We start from the raw sequence: 15,281 nt of genomic DNA, 5'->3' as shown, positions 1-15,281 counted from the left end.
GACCCAGTTTGCCTCCCACCGTCCGCTTCAACACCGTCGGCGTTGTGTTGGCGCCGGATCTCGTAAGAGTAAGAGAACGTCTCACGTGGTGAGTTTCGCGAGCTTCATGCAGCAGGTGAGGGCGGTTGCGAGGCCGGGGGGACGAGGAAGTGGGAGCCCTTTTGCTCGTAACCGGACGGTGAGTCGGCGGTAGCCGAACAGCCAGGCGATCGACCGCTCGATCTTCCAGCGATGCCGGCCGGACCGCTCGCTCGATTCGATCCCGGGCCGTGCGATGCGCGGGACGAGCCCTCGCTCTCGCAGCCAGGTGAGGTGCGCGGCGGAGAAGTACGCCTGGTCCGCGCGGAGCTTGACCGGCCGGCGCCGCTGTGGCCCGCGGTGGGAGCGGATGGCGGGTATACCGCGGATCAGCGGCTTGAGGGGCAGGCTGTCGTGGGCGTTCGCGCCGGACACCGCGACAGCCAGAGGGATCCTCTGGGCCTCGGAGAGCACGTGTAGTTTGCTGCCCCCCTTGCCGCGATCGACCGGGTTCGACCCGGCCAGCGCCCCTTTTTTCGCCCACACCGACGCGTCGACGTCAATCGGACCCGCCACCCTCGGAAGGGTGACGGGTCCGACTGTCTTTTCGGGCACTGGCGGGCCGGGGCGTGGGCCGGGAAAGCGTCATCCCCCGGCCCGCCGCGGGTTCGGGCCTTGGCCGTGTCTTGCCTGTTCAGCAGGGGTATGGGCTCATCGAATCGGGGTGAAGTCCCGGGTCTCGATGAACTTCGGCCGGCGGATCGGCGCGGCGAACGGCTCGACCACCGTGTTCTACCCGTCGCTGCGCGGGAACGGTGTGCCGTTGACACCGGGTGCCAGGGCTTCTAGCGTCACGGGTGCTGAAGGTACTAAGCGGTCGCTCACTGCGCGAGGGGTCCTCTGGGGGACCTCCGACGGGCTCCCTCAAGGGCGACCGGTTCTCTCAAGGGCGAGGAGAAGCAGCAATGTCCACCACTGAACAGCGGGTCGCGATTGTCACCGGCGCGGCGCGCGGCATCGGTGCCGCCACCGCGGTGCGGCTGGCGGCCGAGGGTCGTGCGGTCGCCGTGATCGACCTCGACGAGGCCGCCTGCAAGGACACCGTCGAGAAGATCACCGCGGCTGGCGGCAAGGCCATCGCGGTCGGCGCGGACGTCTCCGACGAGGCGCAGGTCGAGGCGGCCGTAGCCCGGATCGTGGCCGAGCTCGGCGCGCCGACGATCCTGGTCAACAACGCGGGTGTACTGCGCGACAACCTGCTGTTCAAGATGAGTGTCTCCGATTGGGACACCGTCCTGAACGTGCACCTGCGCGGTTCCTTCCTGATGGCCAAGGCCGTGCAGAAGCACATGGTCGACGCGGGCTTCGGCCGGATCGTCAACCTCTCGTCGTCCTCGGCGCTCGGCAACCGCGGCCAGGCCAATTATTCCGCCGCCAAGGCCGGGCTCCAGGGTTTCACCAAGACACTCGCCATCGAACTGGGCAAGTTCGGCATCACGGCCAACGCCGTCGCTCCCGGTTTCATCGCCACCGAGATGACCAAGGCCACCGCCGACCGCGTCGGTATGGGCTTCGAGGACTTCAAGAAGGCCGCCGCCTCCCAGATCCCGGTGCAGCGGGTCGGTGAGCCGGAGGACATCGCGGGCGCCATCGCCTTCTTCACCAGCGAGACGGCCGGCTTCGTCTCCGGCCAGGTGTTGTACGTCGCCGGCGGACCGCTCGACTAGGCATCCTGGGAACACAGAGGAACATGGACATGACTGAACTCCCGGAGTTGTCCGGCGAAGTCGCCCTCGTCACGGGCGCCAGCCGCGGCATCGGCTACGGCGTCGCCGAGGCCCTGGTCGCCCGCGGCGACCGCGTGTGCATCACCGGCCGCAACGAGGACGCCCTGAAGGAGGCCGCCGAACGGCTCGGCGCCGAGCGGGTCATCGGCGTCGCCGGCAAGGCCCACGACCTGGACCACCAGAGCGAGGCCGTCGAACGCACCATGGAGGCCTTCGGCCGCCTGGACCACCTGGTCAACAACGCAGGCACCAACCCAGTGTTCGGCCCCATCGCGGACCTCGACCTGAACGTCGCCCGCAAGGTCTTCGAGACCAATGTGATCTCCGCGCTGGGATTCGCCCAGAAGACCTGGCACGCCTGGCAGAAGGACAACGGCGGCACGATCGTCAACATCGCCTCGATCGCGGGCCTCGCGCCCTCGCCGTTCATCGGCGCCTACGGCGTCAGCAAGGCCGCGATGATCAACCTGACCCAGCAGCTGGCGCACGAGTTCGCGCCCGGGGTGCGGGTCAACGCGATCGCCCCCGCCGTGATCAAGACGAAGTTCGCCCAAGCTCTGTACGAGGGCCGAGAGGAAGAGGCGGCCTCCGCCTACCCGCTCGCCCGGCTCGGCGTGCCCTCCGACATCGGCGGCGCGGCCGCCTTCCTCACCTCCGGGCAGTCCGCCTGGATCACCGGGCAGACGCTCGTGGTGGACGGCGGCATGTTCCTCAACGCCGGTGTGGGCTGACCGTCCACGTTCTGGACGTCTGTTTCGGGCGCTGTTTCCCCGCGGAACGGCGCCCGAAACGCCGTTCGGGATACATACCGTGGGATGACAACGTCGTCATAGCTCAATCGATCAAGAAGACCTGGTCACGGGTGGGTTCATCCGCCCGGACGCTGCGGTATGGTCTGCCGACCCTTGGCATGGCAGATCGAGGAGCGTGCGCGTGTTCAACCGGAACCGATTCCTGCGGAGAGTCGCGGCGATCGCGTCCATATCCCTGGTTGCGGGTTGCAGTCTGCTGTCCGACGGCAGTCCCGACAACAAGGGGCCCATCATCGTGGGAACCACCAGTGCCCCCAGCACGCTGGACCCCGCCGGTGCCTATGACGGTTCCTGGGAGCTGTACCGGAACATCTACCAGACGCTCCTCGCCTACCCCAACGGCGCCACCACCCCCCAACCTGACGCTGCCCAGAGCTGCTCCTTCACCGACTCGACGAGCCGAACCTACCGCTGCACGCTGCGCGAGGGCCTGAAGTTCGCCGACGGCGCACCCCTGACGGCGGAGGCCGTCCAGCACTCCATCGACCGGATCCGCACCATCAACGCGCCCAGCGGGCCCGCCGGACTGCTGGGCAGCCTGGACCGTATCCAGACGTCCGGTGACCGCGAGATCGTCTTCCATCTCAACAAGCCCGACGCCACCTTCCCGTTCGTGCTGGCCACGCCCGCCATGTCGATCGTCGACCCGGACGACTACCCGGCCAACTCGCTGCGCAAGGACAACAAGGTCTTCGGCTCCGGACCATACAAGATCAAGTCGTACGACGAGGGCAAGCAGGTCACCCTGGTGGCCAACAAGAACTACAAGGGTTTCGCCAAGCTGCAGAACGACGCGGTCACCATCCGCTACTTCCAGAACTCGTCCAGCATGGTTAAGGCGTTGCGGGCCAAGCAGATCGACGTCACCTACCGCGGTCTCGCAGCCGACGACATCCTGGCCCTGCAGCAGCACGGCAGCTCCGACCTGGAACTGATCGACGGCGCCGGCGTCGACATCAGCTACCTGGTGTTCAACCCCAAGGACCCCTGGGCTGGACGGCCCGCCGTGCGCAAGGCCATCGCGCAGATCGTCAACCGGAGTGCGATCGCGCACAAGGTCTACAAGGACACCGTCGATCCGTTGTACTCCATGGTCCCCACCGGTCTGACCGGCCACACCACCGGCTTCTTCGACGACTACGGCAACCCGAGCGTCCCCAAGGCCCGCAAGATCCTCACCGACGCGGGCATCACCCAGCCCGTCCCGCTCACCTTCTGGTACACCACCGACCGCTACGGCTCCGAGACGGCCCTGATGTTCCAGGAGCTGAAGCGGCAGCTGGAGGCCTCCGGCCTGTTCACCATCACGATCAAGGGACGCCCCTGGAAGACCTACGTGGTCGGGTACCAGAAGGGTGAGTACCCGGTGTTCGGCCGCGGCTGGTTCCCGGACTTCCCCGACGCGGACAACTTCATCGCCCCCTTCGTCGGCGAGCACAACGCGCTGGGCACGCCCTACCCGTCCAAGGAGATCACGGACAAGCTGCTGCCCCACTCGCGTGCGGAGAGCGATCGCGCCCAGACCGTGAAGGACATGGAACAGGCGCAGCAGATCCTGGTGAACGACGCCCGGCTGATCCCGTTGTGGCAAGGACGGCAGTACATCGCGGCCAGCGAGGACATTTCCGGCGGGGAGCAGTCCCTCGACCCGTCCACGATCATGATGATGTGGACGCTGCACCGCAAGACCAGCTGGTGAGCCCCGGCAACCGGCCTTCCGGCACCGGTTGTCAGTGGTCGCCTGTAGGTTCTGAAGCCTGCAAGTGACCGCACATCGTGAGGACGTTGACGTGATCGACATCGCCATGCTGCCCGAGTCCTGGCGCGGGGTTCTGGGCGACGAGCTGCAGCAGCCCTACTTCAAGGAGCTGACCGAGTTCGTCGAGCAGGAGCGGGCGAACGGCCCCGTGTACCCGCCGCGCGAGGAGGTCTTCGCGGCGCTGGAGGCGACGCCGTACGAACAGGTCAAGGTCCTGGTCCTCGGTCAGGACCCGTACCACGGCGAGGGCCAGGGCCACGGTCTGTGCTTCTCGGTCCGCCCGGGCGTGAAGACCCCGCCCTCCCTGCGGAACATCTACAAGGAGATGAAGGAGGAGCTGGGCCTGCCGGTCCCGGACAACGGCTATCTGATGCCCTGGGCCCAGCAGGGCGTGCTCCTGCTCAACGCGGTGCTCACCGTCCGGGCCGGCGAGGCGAACTCGCACAAGGGCAAGGGCTGGGAGAAGTTCACGGACGCCGTGATCCGCGCGGTGGATTCTCGGCCGGACCCGGCGGTCTTCGTCCTCTGGGGCAACTACGCGCAGAAGAAGCTCCCGCTGATCGACGCAAAGCGGCACGTGGTGGTCAAGGGCGCGCATCCCTCGCCGCTGTCCGCGAAGAGGTTCTTCGGCTCCCGTCCCTTCACCCAGATCAACGAGGCGGTCGCCCGGCAGGGCCACGAGCCCATCGACTGGCGCCTGCCGACACTGGGCTGACCGGCGCGGGGACATGGTCCGAAGCGCCCGCCCGCCCGGGCGGGCGAACACCGGGCGGGGCTGGAGCCCGGCACTCGGTGCGCGGCGCCGTGCCGTGTGGCGCAGCCTGACCGGGAATTCCGGTGGGGCCGGTTAGCGTCGGAAGCGGACAGCTGACGACGGCCCGGAGGACGCGGTGGCGGAGCGACAGGAACAGACGGCACCGGACGCCGTGCTGACGCGGATCGGGCAGGTCGTGATGCTGCACCACGGCGGCGACCGCGAGGAGGCCCGCAGCCGTTTGCTGGAGCTGTGGGCGGAGATCGGTGAGGACGGCGACCCGCTGCATCGCTGCACCCTGGCCCACTACCTCGCCGATACCCAGGACGATCCGGTGGACGAACTCGCCTGGGACCTCAGGGCGTTGTCCGCGGCGGAGGAGGTGTCCGGCTGTCGTACGGACGGCACCCCGCCGAGCGTCCGGGGCTTCTTCCCCTCCCTGCACCTCAACCTCGCCGCCGACTACGTCAAGCTCGGCCGTGCCGAAGCAGCCCACAGCCACCTGCGCCGGGCCCGCCGCACGGCGGGTGACCTGGCGGACGACGGCTACGGCAACGGGGTGCGGGCCGCGATCAGCCGCCTGGAGCTGCGACTTGCGGAGGACGGCCGGGAGGGCGGCTGCCCGGACGGCGACGGCTGGGGCCCACCACGACAGCGGCCGAGCTAGCGGGTACCCCTGGTGCCACCATGGCCGCCGCGGCCGTGGAGGCGGGCCGCGTCGGCGACCCGGCATCCGTTCCACACCGGGCGCTGGAACACCGGACCGTGCGGGTGCCCGGCCGGCTCAGCGGCCGTACGTCTGCTCGCAGATTTCTGCCTCCGGGCTGTCCCCGCGCCAGCCGCCGTACTTCTTGCCGAGCGCGCACACGTCCGGGGCCCTCGGGACCGGCTGCGACAGTCCGGGCAGGTCGCCGGTCGACCGCCGGGGGTGGTCCGGGTGCGGGCGGGGGCGCGGTCGCAGCGGCGGTGACGGCCGCCGGTGCGCGGTCGGGGGAGCAGCCGGGCGCCGCTGCGCGGCCGTCGGCCCGACGTGTTCCGGTTGCCGGGAGGGGCCGACCATCTCCAGTGCTTCCAGGGCAGGTGCCTGCACCACCCGAGGCTCCGCGCTGCCGTTCGGCCGGGGGGCCGTCGGCCGTGACGGCCCCGCATTCGGAGGGGCCCCGGGTGCCGCCGGGTGCTGTACCGTCACGCAGCCGGAGAGGGCCGAGACAGCCACGGTGACCAGGAGCGCTGCGATGGTCGTCGTTCGATGCACGCGCGCAACTCTGCTGGGTCGACCCCCTACTTGGCACCAGGGAGTCGAGGTTGATGGCCCGGACGGGTGATCTCGTGCCCCGTAGGGAGGTCTTCGTGGTGCGGGGGTGACGTCCGTCCCGTAGTCGTGCTCCCGGCCCGCTTGCGGATCGGGTCGCCGTGGCCGTCGTGTCGGGTGTGGTCCTCGCCGATGACGCCGCCCGCCGTGAGACCGCTCCGGTACGAGGTGGTCGGCGCGCTGCCGAAGACCGGACCGGCCCCCTCCCGTGCGGCTCCGTCGGAATCGCCGACCGGCGGCCCCCGTATGCTTCCGGCAGGGAAGAAGCTGGCAAGCGGCAGGGGAGAACACGTGAAGGTCGGCTGCATCGGACTCGGGGACATCGCACGGAAGGCGTACCTCCCGGTGCTGGGCACGCAGCCGGGGATCGACCTCCACCTGCAGACCCGTACTCCCGCCACCCTCGCCCGGGTTGCCGACTCCCTGCACCTGCCGCGGGAACAGCGGCACACGACCCTGGACTCGCTCCTGGCTGCCGGGCTCGACGCCGCCTTCGTGCACGCGCCCACCGTTGCCCACCCGGAGATCGTCACCCGGCTGCTGGAGGCGGGCGTACCGACGTTCGTCGACAAGCCGCTCGCCTACGAACTCGCGGACTCCGAGCGGCTGGTGGAACGCGCCGAGCAACGGAACGTCTCCCTGTTCGTCGGATTCAACCGTCGGTACGCCCCCGGGTACGCACAGTGTCTGGAACACCCGCGCGAGCTCATCCTCATGCAGAAGAACCGGATCGGGCTGCCCGAGGAACCGCGCTCGATGATCTTGGACGATTTCATCCACGTCGTCGACACCTTGCGCTTCCTGGCGCCGGGCCCGGTCGACGACGTGACCGTGCGCGCCCGCACCGGTGACGGGCTTCTCCACCACGTCGTGCTCCAACTCGGCGGGGACGGATTCACGGCTCTCGGCGTGATGAACCGGCTCAGCGGCTCCACCGAGGAGACCCTGGAGGTCTCCGGGCAGGACACCAAGCGCCAGGTGCTCAACCTCGCCGAGGTGATCGACCACAAGGGACAGCCGACCGTGCGGCGGCGCGGCGACTGGGTGCCGGTGGCCCGTCAGCGCGGCATCGAGCAGGCGGTACTCGCCTTCCTCGACGCCGTGCGCGCCGGCCGGGTGCTCAGTGCCCGGGACGCACTGGCGACCCATGAGCTGTGCGAGAGGGTGGTACGAGCGGTTCGGGACCACTGCGGCGCCGCCTGATCGCCCGCACGAACTCGGCCACGCACAGGACGCCCAGCACCAGCAGGGCGCCGTGCACCGGCCAGTCGCCGTAACGCACGTACGGCGTGGTGCCGTGTGCGAGCGGTACGTCGTACACGTGGGCCGTGCTCGCGCTGGTGCCGAGCCAGGGACCGACGCGTTGCCCGTCCGGGCCGTACACCGCCGAGACACCCGTGAGGGTCGCGTGCACCATAGGGCGGCCCGTCTCGGCGGCTCGCAGCGCGCCCAGCGACGCATGCTGCTCCGGCGCCCAGCTGTTCTGGAAGGACGAGGTGGAGGACTGGCCGAGCAGGACGTCCGCCCCGTCCTGGGCCAGGTGCCGGCTCATGTCCGGAAACGCGGTCTCGAAGCACACCAGCGGACCGATTCGCAGACCGTGCCCCACGTTCATCACGACCTGCGCGGTGCCACGCCGGCGGTCCTCACCGGCGGCCCTGCCCACCGAAGTGGCCCAGCCGAGGAGCGACCGGGCCGGGATGTACTCGCCGAAGGGGACCAGCCTCATCTTGTCGTAGCGGTCGCCGGTCGGGCCGTTCGGGCCGATCAGCACCGAGCTCTTGTAGATGCCCGGCTGGTCGGAGCGGCGGGCGTCCACGTTCACCAGCACGTCGGCGCCGACCGCACGGGACAGGCTGGCGATCCGCCGGGACAGGTCCGGTCGGTCGCCGAGGTCGAATCCGACGCTGGACTCGCCCCACACGACCAGGTCGACGCCCTGACCGGCGAGCCGGCGGGTCAGCTGCTCCTCAAGCTCGAAACGCCGCTCACCGCTGTCCCGGCCGTCCACGATGCCCGGCTGGACGACCGCGATCCGCACCCGTGCGTCGACGCGCGGACGCGGTGCCCACGCCCACGCGGCCGAGGCCGCGGTGGCCGTGGCGACCAGCGCGGCCACCGCGGGCCGCCGCGAACCTGGCACGGACGCCAGTTCGGCCACCGCCACGTTGACGGCCACCACCAAGAAACTGAGCAGCCACACCCCTCCGACGGAGGCCAGCCGCAGAGCCGGGCCGACCTGCCACTGGCTGGCACCGAGCATGCCCCAGGGGCCGCCGAGCCCCTGCCAGGAGCGCACCAGTTCCACCACCAGCCAGGCGGACGGCAACACCAGCAGTGCGGCGATGCCCCTGCCCGGGGCCGGTGCGCCGCCGAGGAACCGGCGCACCAGCCAGCCCCAGGGCGCCCACAGTGCGCCCAGCAGTGCCGCTATCAGGAAGATGAACACGTGCAGGCTCGGCAGCAGCCAGTGGTGCACGGCCACCAGGTAACCGAAGCCACCGCACCAGCCGTCCCAGGCGGCGCGCCACCCGGTCGGCGCCGAGCGTGCCAACAGGATCCACGGGACCAGGGCCACGTAGGCGAACCACCACAGCGACGGTGCCGGGAAGGCGAGCACGGGCAGGGCGCCCGTGAGGACGGCGACCCCGGAGCGTTGCCAGGAGGAAGCCGTCAGCCGGTCGATCACCCCCATACGGAACCTCCTCCCCACCGAGCGCTGGCTCCAGTGTGCGCGTCGGGAGCGATCTACGACAGGGGGCTGAGTCGGGACCCGTGCGCGGTAGTGGCCGGCCGCGGCCCGCCGGCCGCGGCCCGCCGGGCGAGGACTGCCCGGGCAGGTCGGGCCGGGTCGGCGCCGGCGCCCTGGCCGGCCGGGTTCAGTCGGTGACGTTCGTGGGGGTCCTGCCCGGCAGCCGGCGCCATTTCTCCTCCACGGTCACCCCGTGCAACCGCCAGCCCTCCGGTGTGCGCAGCAGCGCGAAGTCGTAGCGGCCGCCGCACACCAGGTCTGGTGCGGCGGGGCTGCGGCCGGGGCCGGCGTCGTCCGCGAACCGCATCGGGTTGAGGTAGTCGGCCCGCACCCGGGCGGTGTCGCCGGTGTCGTGTTCCAGGAGGCCGAACCGCACCTGCCGGTTAACGATCAGATGCTGTCGCACGGCGAACAACGTCAGGTTTCCGGCGAGCCAGCCGGCGACCTGATCCGCGTCGCCCTCGATGCCGCCGGCCGAACGGTAGTCGGCCCGTCCGTCCGCCGTGAACAGCCGCCGGTACGTCGTCCAGTCACCGTCGTCCACGGCCACCGCGTACTCGGTGACGAGTTCGTCGACGGCCAGCCGGTCCACCACGGTCGCCAACTCGGTACGTTGCGTCATCGGCACAGTGTTGGGCACCTGCGGCCAAGAGCCAAGAGGGCGTGCGTGTGAACATCCGGTGGTCCTGGCGCCCAGGCGCCGGCTCATCCGGTGGTGTGTGGTGTTCCGGTGTCCGGACAGGCGGTGGTGTGTGGTGTTCCGGCGTTCTGGCGTGTTCACGTGGGTACGCTCACCACTTCTGCCACCAGGCAGGCCGGACCTGCTGGTCATCGGAGCGGGCGCAATGGACGCCGTTGACGACCTCCCGATCGGGGATGTCCCAGCCGACGACTCCCGGACCGGTCCGCCGGAGTTCGATGACCCGCTGGCGCCGTGACCCCTCGCCCGCGTCCACGTCGCAGACCAGGACCGGCCCCCAGGCGCGGCCGTCGAGGCAGGCGGCGAGGGAGACGAACGGGACGAGGGCCACGATGCCCAGGGAAAGGGCCGAGGCCGCCGTAGCGGTCTTCCGGCGCCAGGCGGCGGTCCGGTCGCCGTGGGACAGCGCCTCCCCCGTGCGCAGGGCGTAGGCCGTCAACGTGGTGGCGATGCCCCAGCCTGGCCCGTACAGGGCCCCTACGATGATGCCGACCGCAAGCGGCGCGGTGAGCGCGAGGGCCGCCAGTCGCCCCGTGGTGGACCGTCGGGACACCGGTGCCCGGCGGAACCGCGCCGGAATCAGTTGGCAGACGACGACCGCCACCATCGAGGCGAGGAGGGCGTCGGTCAACAACAGTCCGGTCAGGGCGTCGGGCCAACTGCCGACGCCCATGGTCAGGAACACCTCGTTGGCCTCGGCGCTGCCCCCCAGGGTCCAGGCGACCTTCAGCATCGGGAAGGCCAGCAGCACGATGACGAGAATGGCACGACCCGCACGACTGTCCCCGCCGTCGGGCGTCGTGTCGGATCGGCCGGACGCAGACATCACCCCCCTGTTGTTCCGGGCCACCATCCCGCGCAACACGGTCGTGGGGTTTCTCCACCCGGATACCGGACGGACGCGACCGGCATCCGCCGGTACGGCAGCCGTCCGCCCGGTGGCACCGGCCCGACGCTGCCGGCCGTGACGACCCGGTAGAGGGGTCTGTTACGAGGGGTCTGGTACTGGGCCGGGTATGAGTGGCCCGGCACGCCGGAGCCCGACGCGGTCCTAGACCCCCGAGGAGGGGCGACCGGGCTGAATGCGCGGCGTGGGCACCTCACCTGCGGTGCGGTCGGCGTGGGAGTTTGATCGACATCGTGGGCGTCGGCATGATCGCATCCCGGGTCCGCGGCGGTGACGCATCGGCCGAGGCTCGCTGCGTCCCCCTGTGCGGGGACGCCGTGAGGCGTCGCGGCTGTGCCGGAGGAGGACGGGATGCGCGGCGCGGGCAGTGGCTTCGTCACGACCAACGACGGGGTCCGGTTGCACTACCTTGAGGCAGGCAGCGGTCCGGACATGCTGCTCGTTCCCGGCTGGTCACAGACCGCCGCGCAGTGGCGGTACCAGATCGCCGATTTCGCGCGCACACACCATGTCGTCGCGCTCGACCATCGCGGTCACGGTGATTCCGCCCGGCCGGATCACGGATACCGGATCGCTCGCCTCGCGACCGACATCCATCAGGTCATCGGGCTCCTGGACCTCACCGATGTCGTCTGGGTGGCCCACTCCATGGGCTGCGCACTGGCCTGGTCCTACTGGGACCTGTTCGGTGGGGACCGACTGGCGCGCCTGGTGCTGTTCGACGAGCCCGCCGTGCTGGTCCAGCAGCCATACTGGCCTGACGGCCTCGCCGAACGCGTCGGCGCGTTGTACGGCCTCGGGCAGATCGCCGAAGTCGTCTCGGGGCTGCGCGACCCGCGTTCGGACGCCGAGACACTCAGCGCCGGCTTCCTGGAGGCCATGTGGACGCCGGCTGCCGAGGAGGCCGACCGCCAGTGGGTCCTCGCCCAGAACCTGCTCCTGCCCCGGGAGTACGCAGGCAGGCTGCTGCTCGACAATGTCATGCAGGATTGGCGTGACATCCTGCCCAGGATCACCGTTCCGACGCTGGTCATGGGAGGGAGCGACAGCGTGATCCCCGTCAATGCCGCGCGGTCGGTGGCCTCGGCCATTCCCGGAGCCGTCCTGCGGATCCTGCAGGAGCGCAGCAGCCACTTCGCGTTCTGGGAGAACCCCGACGTGTTCAACCGGGAGGTGCGGTCCTTCCTCGACTCAACCGTCGGCGCCGACGGGTCCTAGCTAGGCGTCGGCCGGGCGGGACCGCAGCGATGCGGCAGGGCCCCGGGGCGGTGCGTGAGCGGGGGCTGACCTGGGCCGGGCGGTCCGTCCCGTGGGTGACGCACCGGTGCGGTCGGGGCGTCGGGCTGGGCTGGGAGACCAGGCTCGCCGTCGAGAACGGTCCACTCGGTCGCCCGCCCCGGCTCCCGCCGGGATGCCGCTTCCACCCGGGGAGGCCCAGCACCTCAGGCCGCCTTGATGACCTCTCCGCGGACCGCTTCGGCCCACTCGACCACCAACAGTTCGTATTCCGCGCGTTCCAGGGACGACAGGGTGCCGCCCGCCCGCAGCCACAGCGCGCGTATCCGCTCGTTCACCTCGGCGGCGGAGCGCAGGGAACCAGAGCGCACGGAACCAAAGGGCGTGGATTCGGGGGACATGCGGACAAGCCTAGGGGCAGGTGCTGACACTGCGCTACCGGGTAGCTACTCAGAAGGTATGGGCTTGGTCACCGCCGAGGGGCGGGGGCGGGTGCGAACCGGCGTGCTGCCGCGGCCCGCTCCTGCGCGGCCCGTGCGGCTCCCGGGCAGCGTCGATCAGGGCGTCGGGCCGAAGAGCCTTCCGGGCAAGGGAGGTTCGGGGCGTGCGCGCGGCTCGACGCGTACGAGGGGGGTGGGGGAGCGGTGCAGGTTGAAGGTGGGGCGGGGTGGCCGGGGCGGGTTATGCGGCGGCTGTCGGGCCCGCCGACGTCACCGCCGGCACCGCCTTCTGGAGAGGACCTGACCGTTCCCGGGGACCGGGCGGGCGCTCGGCGCGCAGGCGTCGGCGGGCCTGCGGTGGCTCACCGGCCGCGCAGGCGGTGGCGCCCCCACCAGGCAACCAGCGTCCCCGCCAGCGCCGGTAGGGCGATGCAGGCCGTCGCGATCAGGAAGGCCGGTGACGTCGGTGCCGAGGCACGGGCCCCGGCGACCGCGTACGCGGCCGTGTTGGGGATCGATCCGAGGCCCGTGGCCAGCAGGAACGACAGCCAGCCCATGCGGGAGACGGCCGCGCAGTAGTTTGCCGCCGAGAACGGCACACCCGGGAAGAGCCGCGCCACCAGCATGGACCGGAACCCGTGCCGGCTGAGCTGTGTGTCCGCGGCCGTCAGCCAGCGGCCCCGCAGCAGCGGGCGCAGTGCGTCCTGCCCCAGGAGACGACCGAGACCGAAGGCCATCCCAGCCCCGACCACCGTGCCCGCCAGCGCCGCCGCCAGCCCCGTCGCCGCGCCGAACAGCGCGCCTGCCGCCAGGTTCAGCAGGGGGCGCGGCACGAACGACAGGGTGCACAGTCCGTAGGCCAGCGCGAACACCGGCGCCGCCGCGACGCCGCCGAGCTGTGGCGGCCAGCCCTGTGCGAGCAACTGCTGCGGCTCACACAGCAGGACGCACCCCGCGCCCCCGGCAAGCAGGGCGAGCAGGAGGGACAGCCGGGCGTAGGGGGACACCAGCGCGCGCGTCCAGCGGGTCGCGAACCCCGCGCGCGGCGGCGGCAGGGGGACGACGAGTTCCGTTGCGGCAGCCGGAAGAGCGGCGGTGGCGGTACCTCCGGAGCGGTCGGTGGCGTCGAGCATCCGGCGAGATTATCCGACTCGCGCGGTGATCGCCGTATGGTTCGTCTCATGACCGTCACGCGCGCGGTCCCGCCCCGGGGACGCACAGCGCTCTCGCCGGCACCGTGTTGGAACGGCCGACGGCTCTGTACGTCCGCCGCCGATCCGGCCTGGCGAGGGAACCGGGCCGGTTCGCTCCACTGACCGTCCGTGAGGCGCTCAAGAGCATGGGGACCTGACGGCGCCCTTCGGACCCGTCGGCCGGACAAAAAGCATTCGACGTCGGGCGAACCACCGGCGATGATCGACGCCATGTTCCGGTACGCCTTCCCTCGCGCAGCATCCGCCGTGGCGGGTGCCCCGAAGGCTGCCGTCCCGCTTTTCTTCGCCGCTGTCGACGGCGCCCGAAGCTGACCCTCCCCGGATCGTCCGGCGGACCCCGCAGGGGGAGGGTCGGCAAGTCCTCGGGGTCCCGCATTCCCGTACGACTGGAGAGGCTTCGAGGTACAGCCATGTCCAAAACCGCCTACGTGCGCACCAAGCCACACCTGAACATCGGCACCATGGGGCACGTCGACCATGGCAAGACCACCCTGACGGCCGCCATCACCAAGGTCCTCGCCGAGCGCGGCACCGGTAGTTTCGTGCCGTTCGACCGCATCGACCGGGCCCCGGAGGAGGCCGCCCGCGGGATCACCATCAACATCGCGCACGTCGAGTACGAGACCGACACCCGGCACTACGCCCACGTGGACATGCCGGGCCACGCCGACTACGTCAAGAACATGGTCACCGGGGCCGCACAGCTCGACGGGGCGATCCTCGTGGTCTCCGCGCTTGACGGGATCATGCCGCAGACCGCCGAGCACGTGCTGCTCGCCCGGCAGGTGGGCGTCGACCACATCGTCGTCGCGCTCAACAAGGCGGACGCGGGCGACGAGGAACTGGCCGAACTGGTGGAGCTGGAGGTCCGCGAGCTGCTCACGGCACACGGATATCCGGGCGGCTCCGTTCCGGTCGTGCGGGTGTCGGGGCTCAAGGCGTTGGAGGGCGACCCACGTTGGACGGCGTCCGTCGAGGCGCTGCTCGATGCGGTGGACGCCTACGTACCGATGCCGGAGCGGTACCTGGACGCGCCGTTCCTGCTGCCGGTCGAGAACGTGCTCACCATCACCGGCCGGGGCACGGTCGTCACGGGTGCCGTGGAGCGGGGGACGCTCAGTCCGGGGGACCGGGTTGCGGTGCTCGGCGCGGACGTCGACACCGTGGTCACCGGACTTGAGACGTTCGGCAAGCCGATGCAGCAGGCCCAGGCCGGGGACAACGTCGCCGTGCTGCTGCGGGGTGTTCCGCGCGACGCAGTACGGCGGGGCCATGTGGTGGCGGCGCCCGGGAGCGTGGTCCCCGCCCGGCGGTTCTCGGCGCGGGTGTACGTGCTCTCGGGCCGGGAGGGGGGCCGCTCGACTCCCGTGTTCACGGGGTACCGGCCGCAGTTCTACATCCGCACGGCGGATGTGGGGGGCCGCGTCGACCTCGGGCAGGCGGGTGTCGCCCGGCCCGGGGAAACGGTGGAGATGACGGTGGAGCTGGGACGTAAGACGCCGTTGGAGCCCGGTCTGGGATTCGCCATCCGCGAAGGCGGCAGGACGGTGGGTGCGGGGACCGTAGTCTCCGTCAGCGCGTAGCGGTCCG

15 protein-coding genes are annotated in these 15,281 nt (G+C 70.7%); 8 read left to right on the top strand and 7 right to left on the bottom strand.

All coding sequences use genetic code 11. The annotated features are described in order from the left end of the window. Positions 1-81: 81 nt before the first annotated feature. Complete coding sequence (locus LK06_RS03150; protein WP_159025268.1) at positions 82-594, bottom strand: transposase; 513 nt, start codon at positions 592-594, stop codon at positions 82-84. 389 nt (positions 595-983) lie between these two features. Here LK06_RS03150 and fabG point away from each other — a divergent pair, with 389 nt between their 5' ends. The 5 genes from fabG to LK06_RS03125 all read left to right on the top strand — a co-directional run bounded on the left by fabG (position 984) and on the right by LK06_RS03125 (position 5,797). Continuing rightward, entirely contained in the window at positions 984-1,745 is a 762-nt protein-coding gene (fabG, locus tag LK06_RS03145) for a 3-oxoacyl-ACP reductase FabG (protein ID WP_039654135.1), read from the top strand. 29 nt (positions 1,746-1,774) lie between these two features. After that, a complete protein-coding gene (locus LK06_RS03140; RefSeq protein ID WP_039654134.1) occupies positions 1,775-2,536 on the top strand; it encodes an SDR family oxidoreductase in 762 nt (253 codons plus the stop codon). Between the two features lie 202 nt (positions 2,537-2,738). Beyond that, positions 2,739-4,316, top strand: coding sequence for an ABC transporter substrate-binding protein (locus LK06_RS03135; RefSeq protein WP_039654133.1), 1,578 nt, complete (start codon positions 2,739-2,741; stop codon positions 4,314-4,316). A gap of 91 nt (positions 4,317-4,407) precedes the next feature. Beyond that, positions 4,408-5,091, top strand: a complete 684-nt coding sequence (ung, locus tag LK06_RS03130) for a uracil-DNA glycosylase (protein WP_039654132.1) — start codon at positions 4,408-4,410, stop codon at positions 5,089-5,091. A gap of 175 nt (positions 5,092-5,266) precedes the next feature. After that, positions 5,267-5,797 (top strand): hypothetical protein, encoded by a 531-nt coding sequence (locus LK06_RS03125; RefSeq protein ID WP_039654131.1) that lies wholly within the window; start codon positions 5,267-5,269, stop codon positions 5,795-5,797. A gap of 117 nt (positions 5,798-5,914) precedes the next feature. On the opposite strand, the gene LK06_RS03120 is transcribed toward LK06_RS03125, so the two are convergent. After that, positions 5,915-6,223 carry a hypothetical protein gene (locus LK06_RS03120; RefSeq protein WP_308355500.1) on the bottom strand — a complete coding sequence of 103 codons (309 nt, stop codon included), beginning with the start codon at positions 6,221-6,223 and terminating at the stop codon, positions 5,915-5,917. A gap of 510 nt (positions 6,224-6,733) precedes the next feature. On the opposite strand from LK06_RS03120, the gene LK06_RS03115 reads away from it, so the two are divergent. Beyond that, positions 6,734-7,645, top strand: coding sequence for a Gfo/Idh/MocA family protein (locus LK06_RS03115; protein ID WP_039654192.1), 912 nt, complete (start codon positions 6,734-6,736; stop codon positions 7,643-7,645). Here LK06_RS03115 and lnt read toward each other — a convergent pair. The 3 genes from lnt to LK06_RS32975 form a co-directional block, all read right to left on the bottom strand. Further along, positions 7,563-9,137 (bottom strand): apolipoprotein N-acyltransferase, encoded by a 1,575-nt coding sequence (gene lnt / locus LK06_RS03110; RefSeq protein ID WP_039654127.1) that lies wholly within the window; start codon positions 9,135-9,137, stop codon positions 7,563-7,565. The genes LK06_RS03115 and lnt overlap by 83 nt on opposite strands. A 184-nt stretch (positions 9,138-9,321) precedes the next feature. Then, positions 9,322-9,816, bottom strand: a complete 495-nt coding sequence (locus tag LK06_RS03105; protein ID WP_174673800.1) for a nuclear transport factor 2 family protein — start codon at positions 9,814-9,816, stop codon at positions 9,322-9,324. A 169-nt stretch (positions 9,817-9,985) separates the two neighbouring features. Continuing rightward, positions 9,986-10,720 carry a hypothetical protein gene (locus LK06_RS32975; protein ID WP_159025156.1) on the bottom strand — a complete coding sequence of 245 codons (735 nt, stop codon included), beginning with the start codon at positions 10,718-10,720 and terminating at the stop codon, positions 9,986-9,988. Positions 10,721-11,152: 432 nt separating this feature from the next. Between LK06_RS32975 and LK06_RS03095 the strand changes: the two genes are divergently transcribed. Then, positions 11,153-12,019: an alpha/beta fold hydrolase gene (locus LK06_RS03095; protein ID WP_039654126.1), complete on the top strand. Its 867-nt coding sequence runs from the start codon at positions 11,153-11,155 to the stop codon at positions 12,017-12,019. 224 nt (positions 12,020-12,243) lie between these two features. Here LK06_RS03095 and LK06_RS03090 read toward each other — a convergent pair whose 3' ends face one another. Then, positions 12,244-12,438 (bottom strand): hypothetical protein, encoded by a 195-nt coding sequence (locus LK06_RS03090; protein ID WP_043407618.1) that lies wholly within the window; start codon positions 12,436-12,438, stop codon positions 12,244-12,246. A 401-nt stretch (positions 12,439-12,839) separates the two neighbouring features. Continuing rightward, on the bottom strand, positions 12,840-13,610 hold the full coding sequence (locus LK06_RS03085) for a TVP38/TMEM64 family protein (protein ID WP_039654125.1): 771 nt from the start codon (positions 13,608-13,610) through the stop codon (positions 12,840-12,842). Between the two features lie 491 nt (positions 13,611-14,101). On the opposite strand from LK06_RS03085, the gene tuf reads away from it, so the two are divergent. After that, positions 14,102-15,274 (top strand): elongation factor Tu, encoded by a 1,173-nt coding sequence (tuf, locus tag LK06_RS03080; RefSeq protein ID WP_039654124.1) that lies wholly within the window; start codon positions 14,102-14,104, stop codon positions 15,272-15,274. The last annotated feature ends 7 nt before the right edge of the window (positions 15,275-15,281 follow it).

It is taken from the genome of Streptomyces pluripotens, from assembly GCF_000802245.2.
GTDB lineage: Bacteria > Actinomycetota > Actinomycetes > Streptomycetales > Streptomycetaceae > Streptomyces > Streptomyces pluripotens.
This window is presented reverse-complemented; position numbering and strand designations above follow the sequence as displayed.

Coding starts and splice junctions, on each gene's coding strand:
- fabG (WP_039654135.1), top strand. CDS start 984: ATGTCCACCACTGAACAGCGGGTCGCGATTGTCACCGGCGCGGCGCGC.
- LK06_RS03140 (WP_039654134.1), top strand. CDS start 1,775: ATGACTGAACTCCCGGAGTTGTCCGGCGAAGTCGCCCTCGTCACGGGC.
- lnt (WP_039654127.1), bottom strand. CDS start 9,137: ATGGGGGTGATCGACCGGCTGACGGCTTCCTCCTGGCAACGCTCCGGG.
- LK06_RS03105 (WP_174673800.1), bottom strand. CDS start 9,816: ATGACGCAACGTACCGAGTTGGCGACCGTGGTGGACCGGCTGGCCGTC.
- LK06_RS32975 (WP_159025156.1), bottom strand. CDS start 10,720: ATGTCTGCGTCCGGCCGATCCGACACGACGCCCGACGGCGGGGACAGT.
- LK06_RS03095 (WP_039654126.1), top strand. CDS start 11,153: ATGCGCGGCGCGGGCAGTGGCTTCGTCACGACCAACGACGGGGTCCGG.
- LK06_RS03090 (WP_043407618.1), bottom strand. CDS start 12,438: ATGTCCCCCGAATCCACGCCCTTTGGTTCCGTGCGCTCTGGTTCCCTG.
- LK06_RS03085 (WP_039654125.1), bottom strand. CDS start 13,610: ATGCTCGACGCCACCGACCGCTCCGGAGGTACCGCCACCGCCGCTCTT.
- tuf (WP_039654124.1), top strand. CDS start 14,102: ATGTCCAAAACCGCCTACGTGCGCACCAAGCCACACCTGAACATCGGC.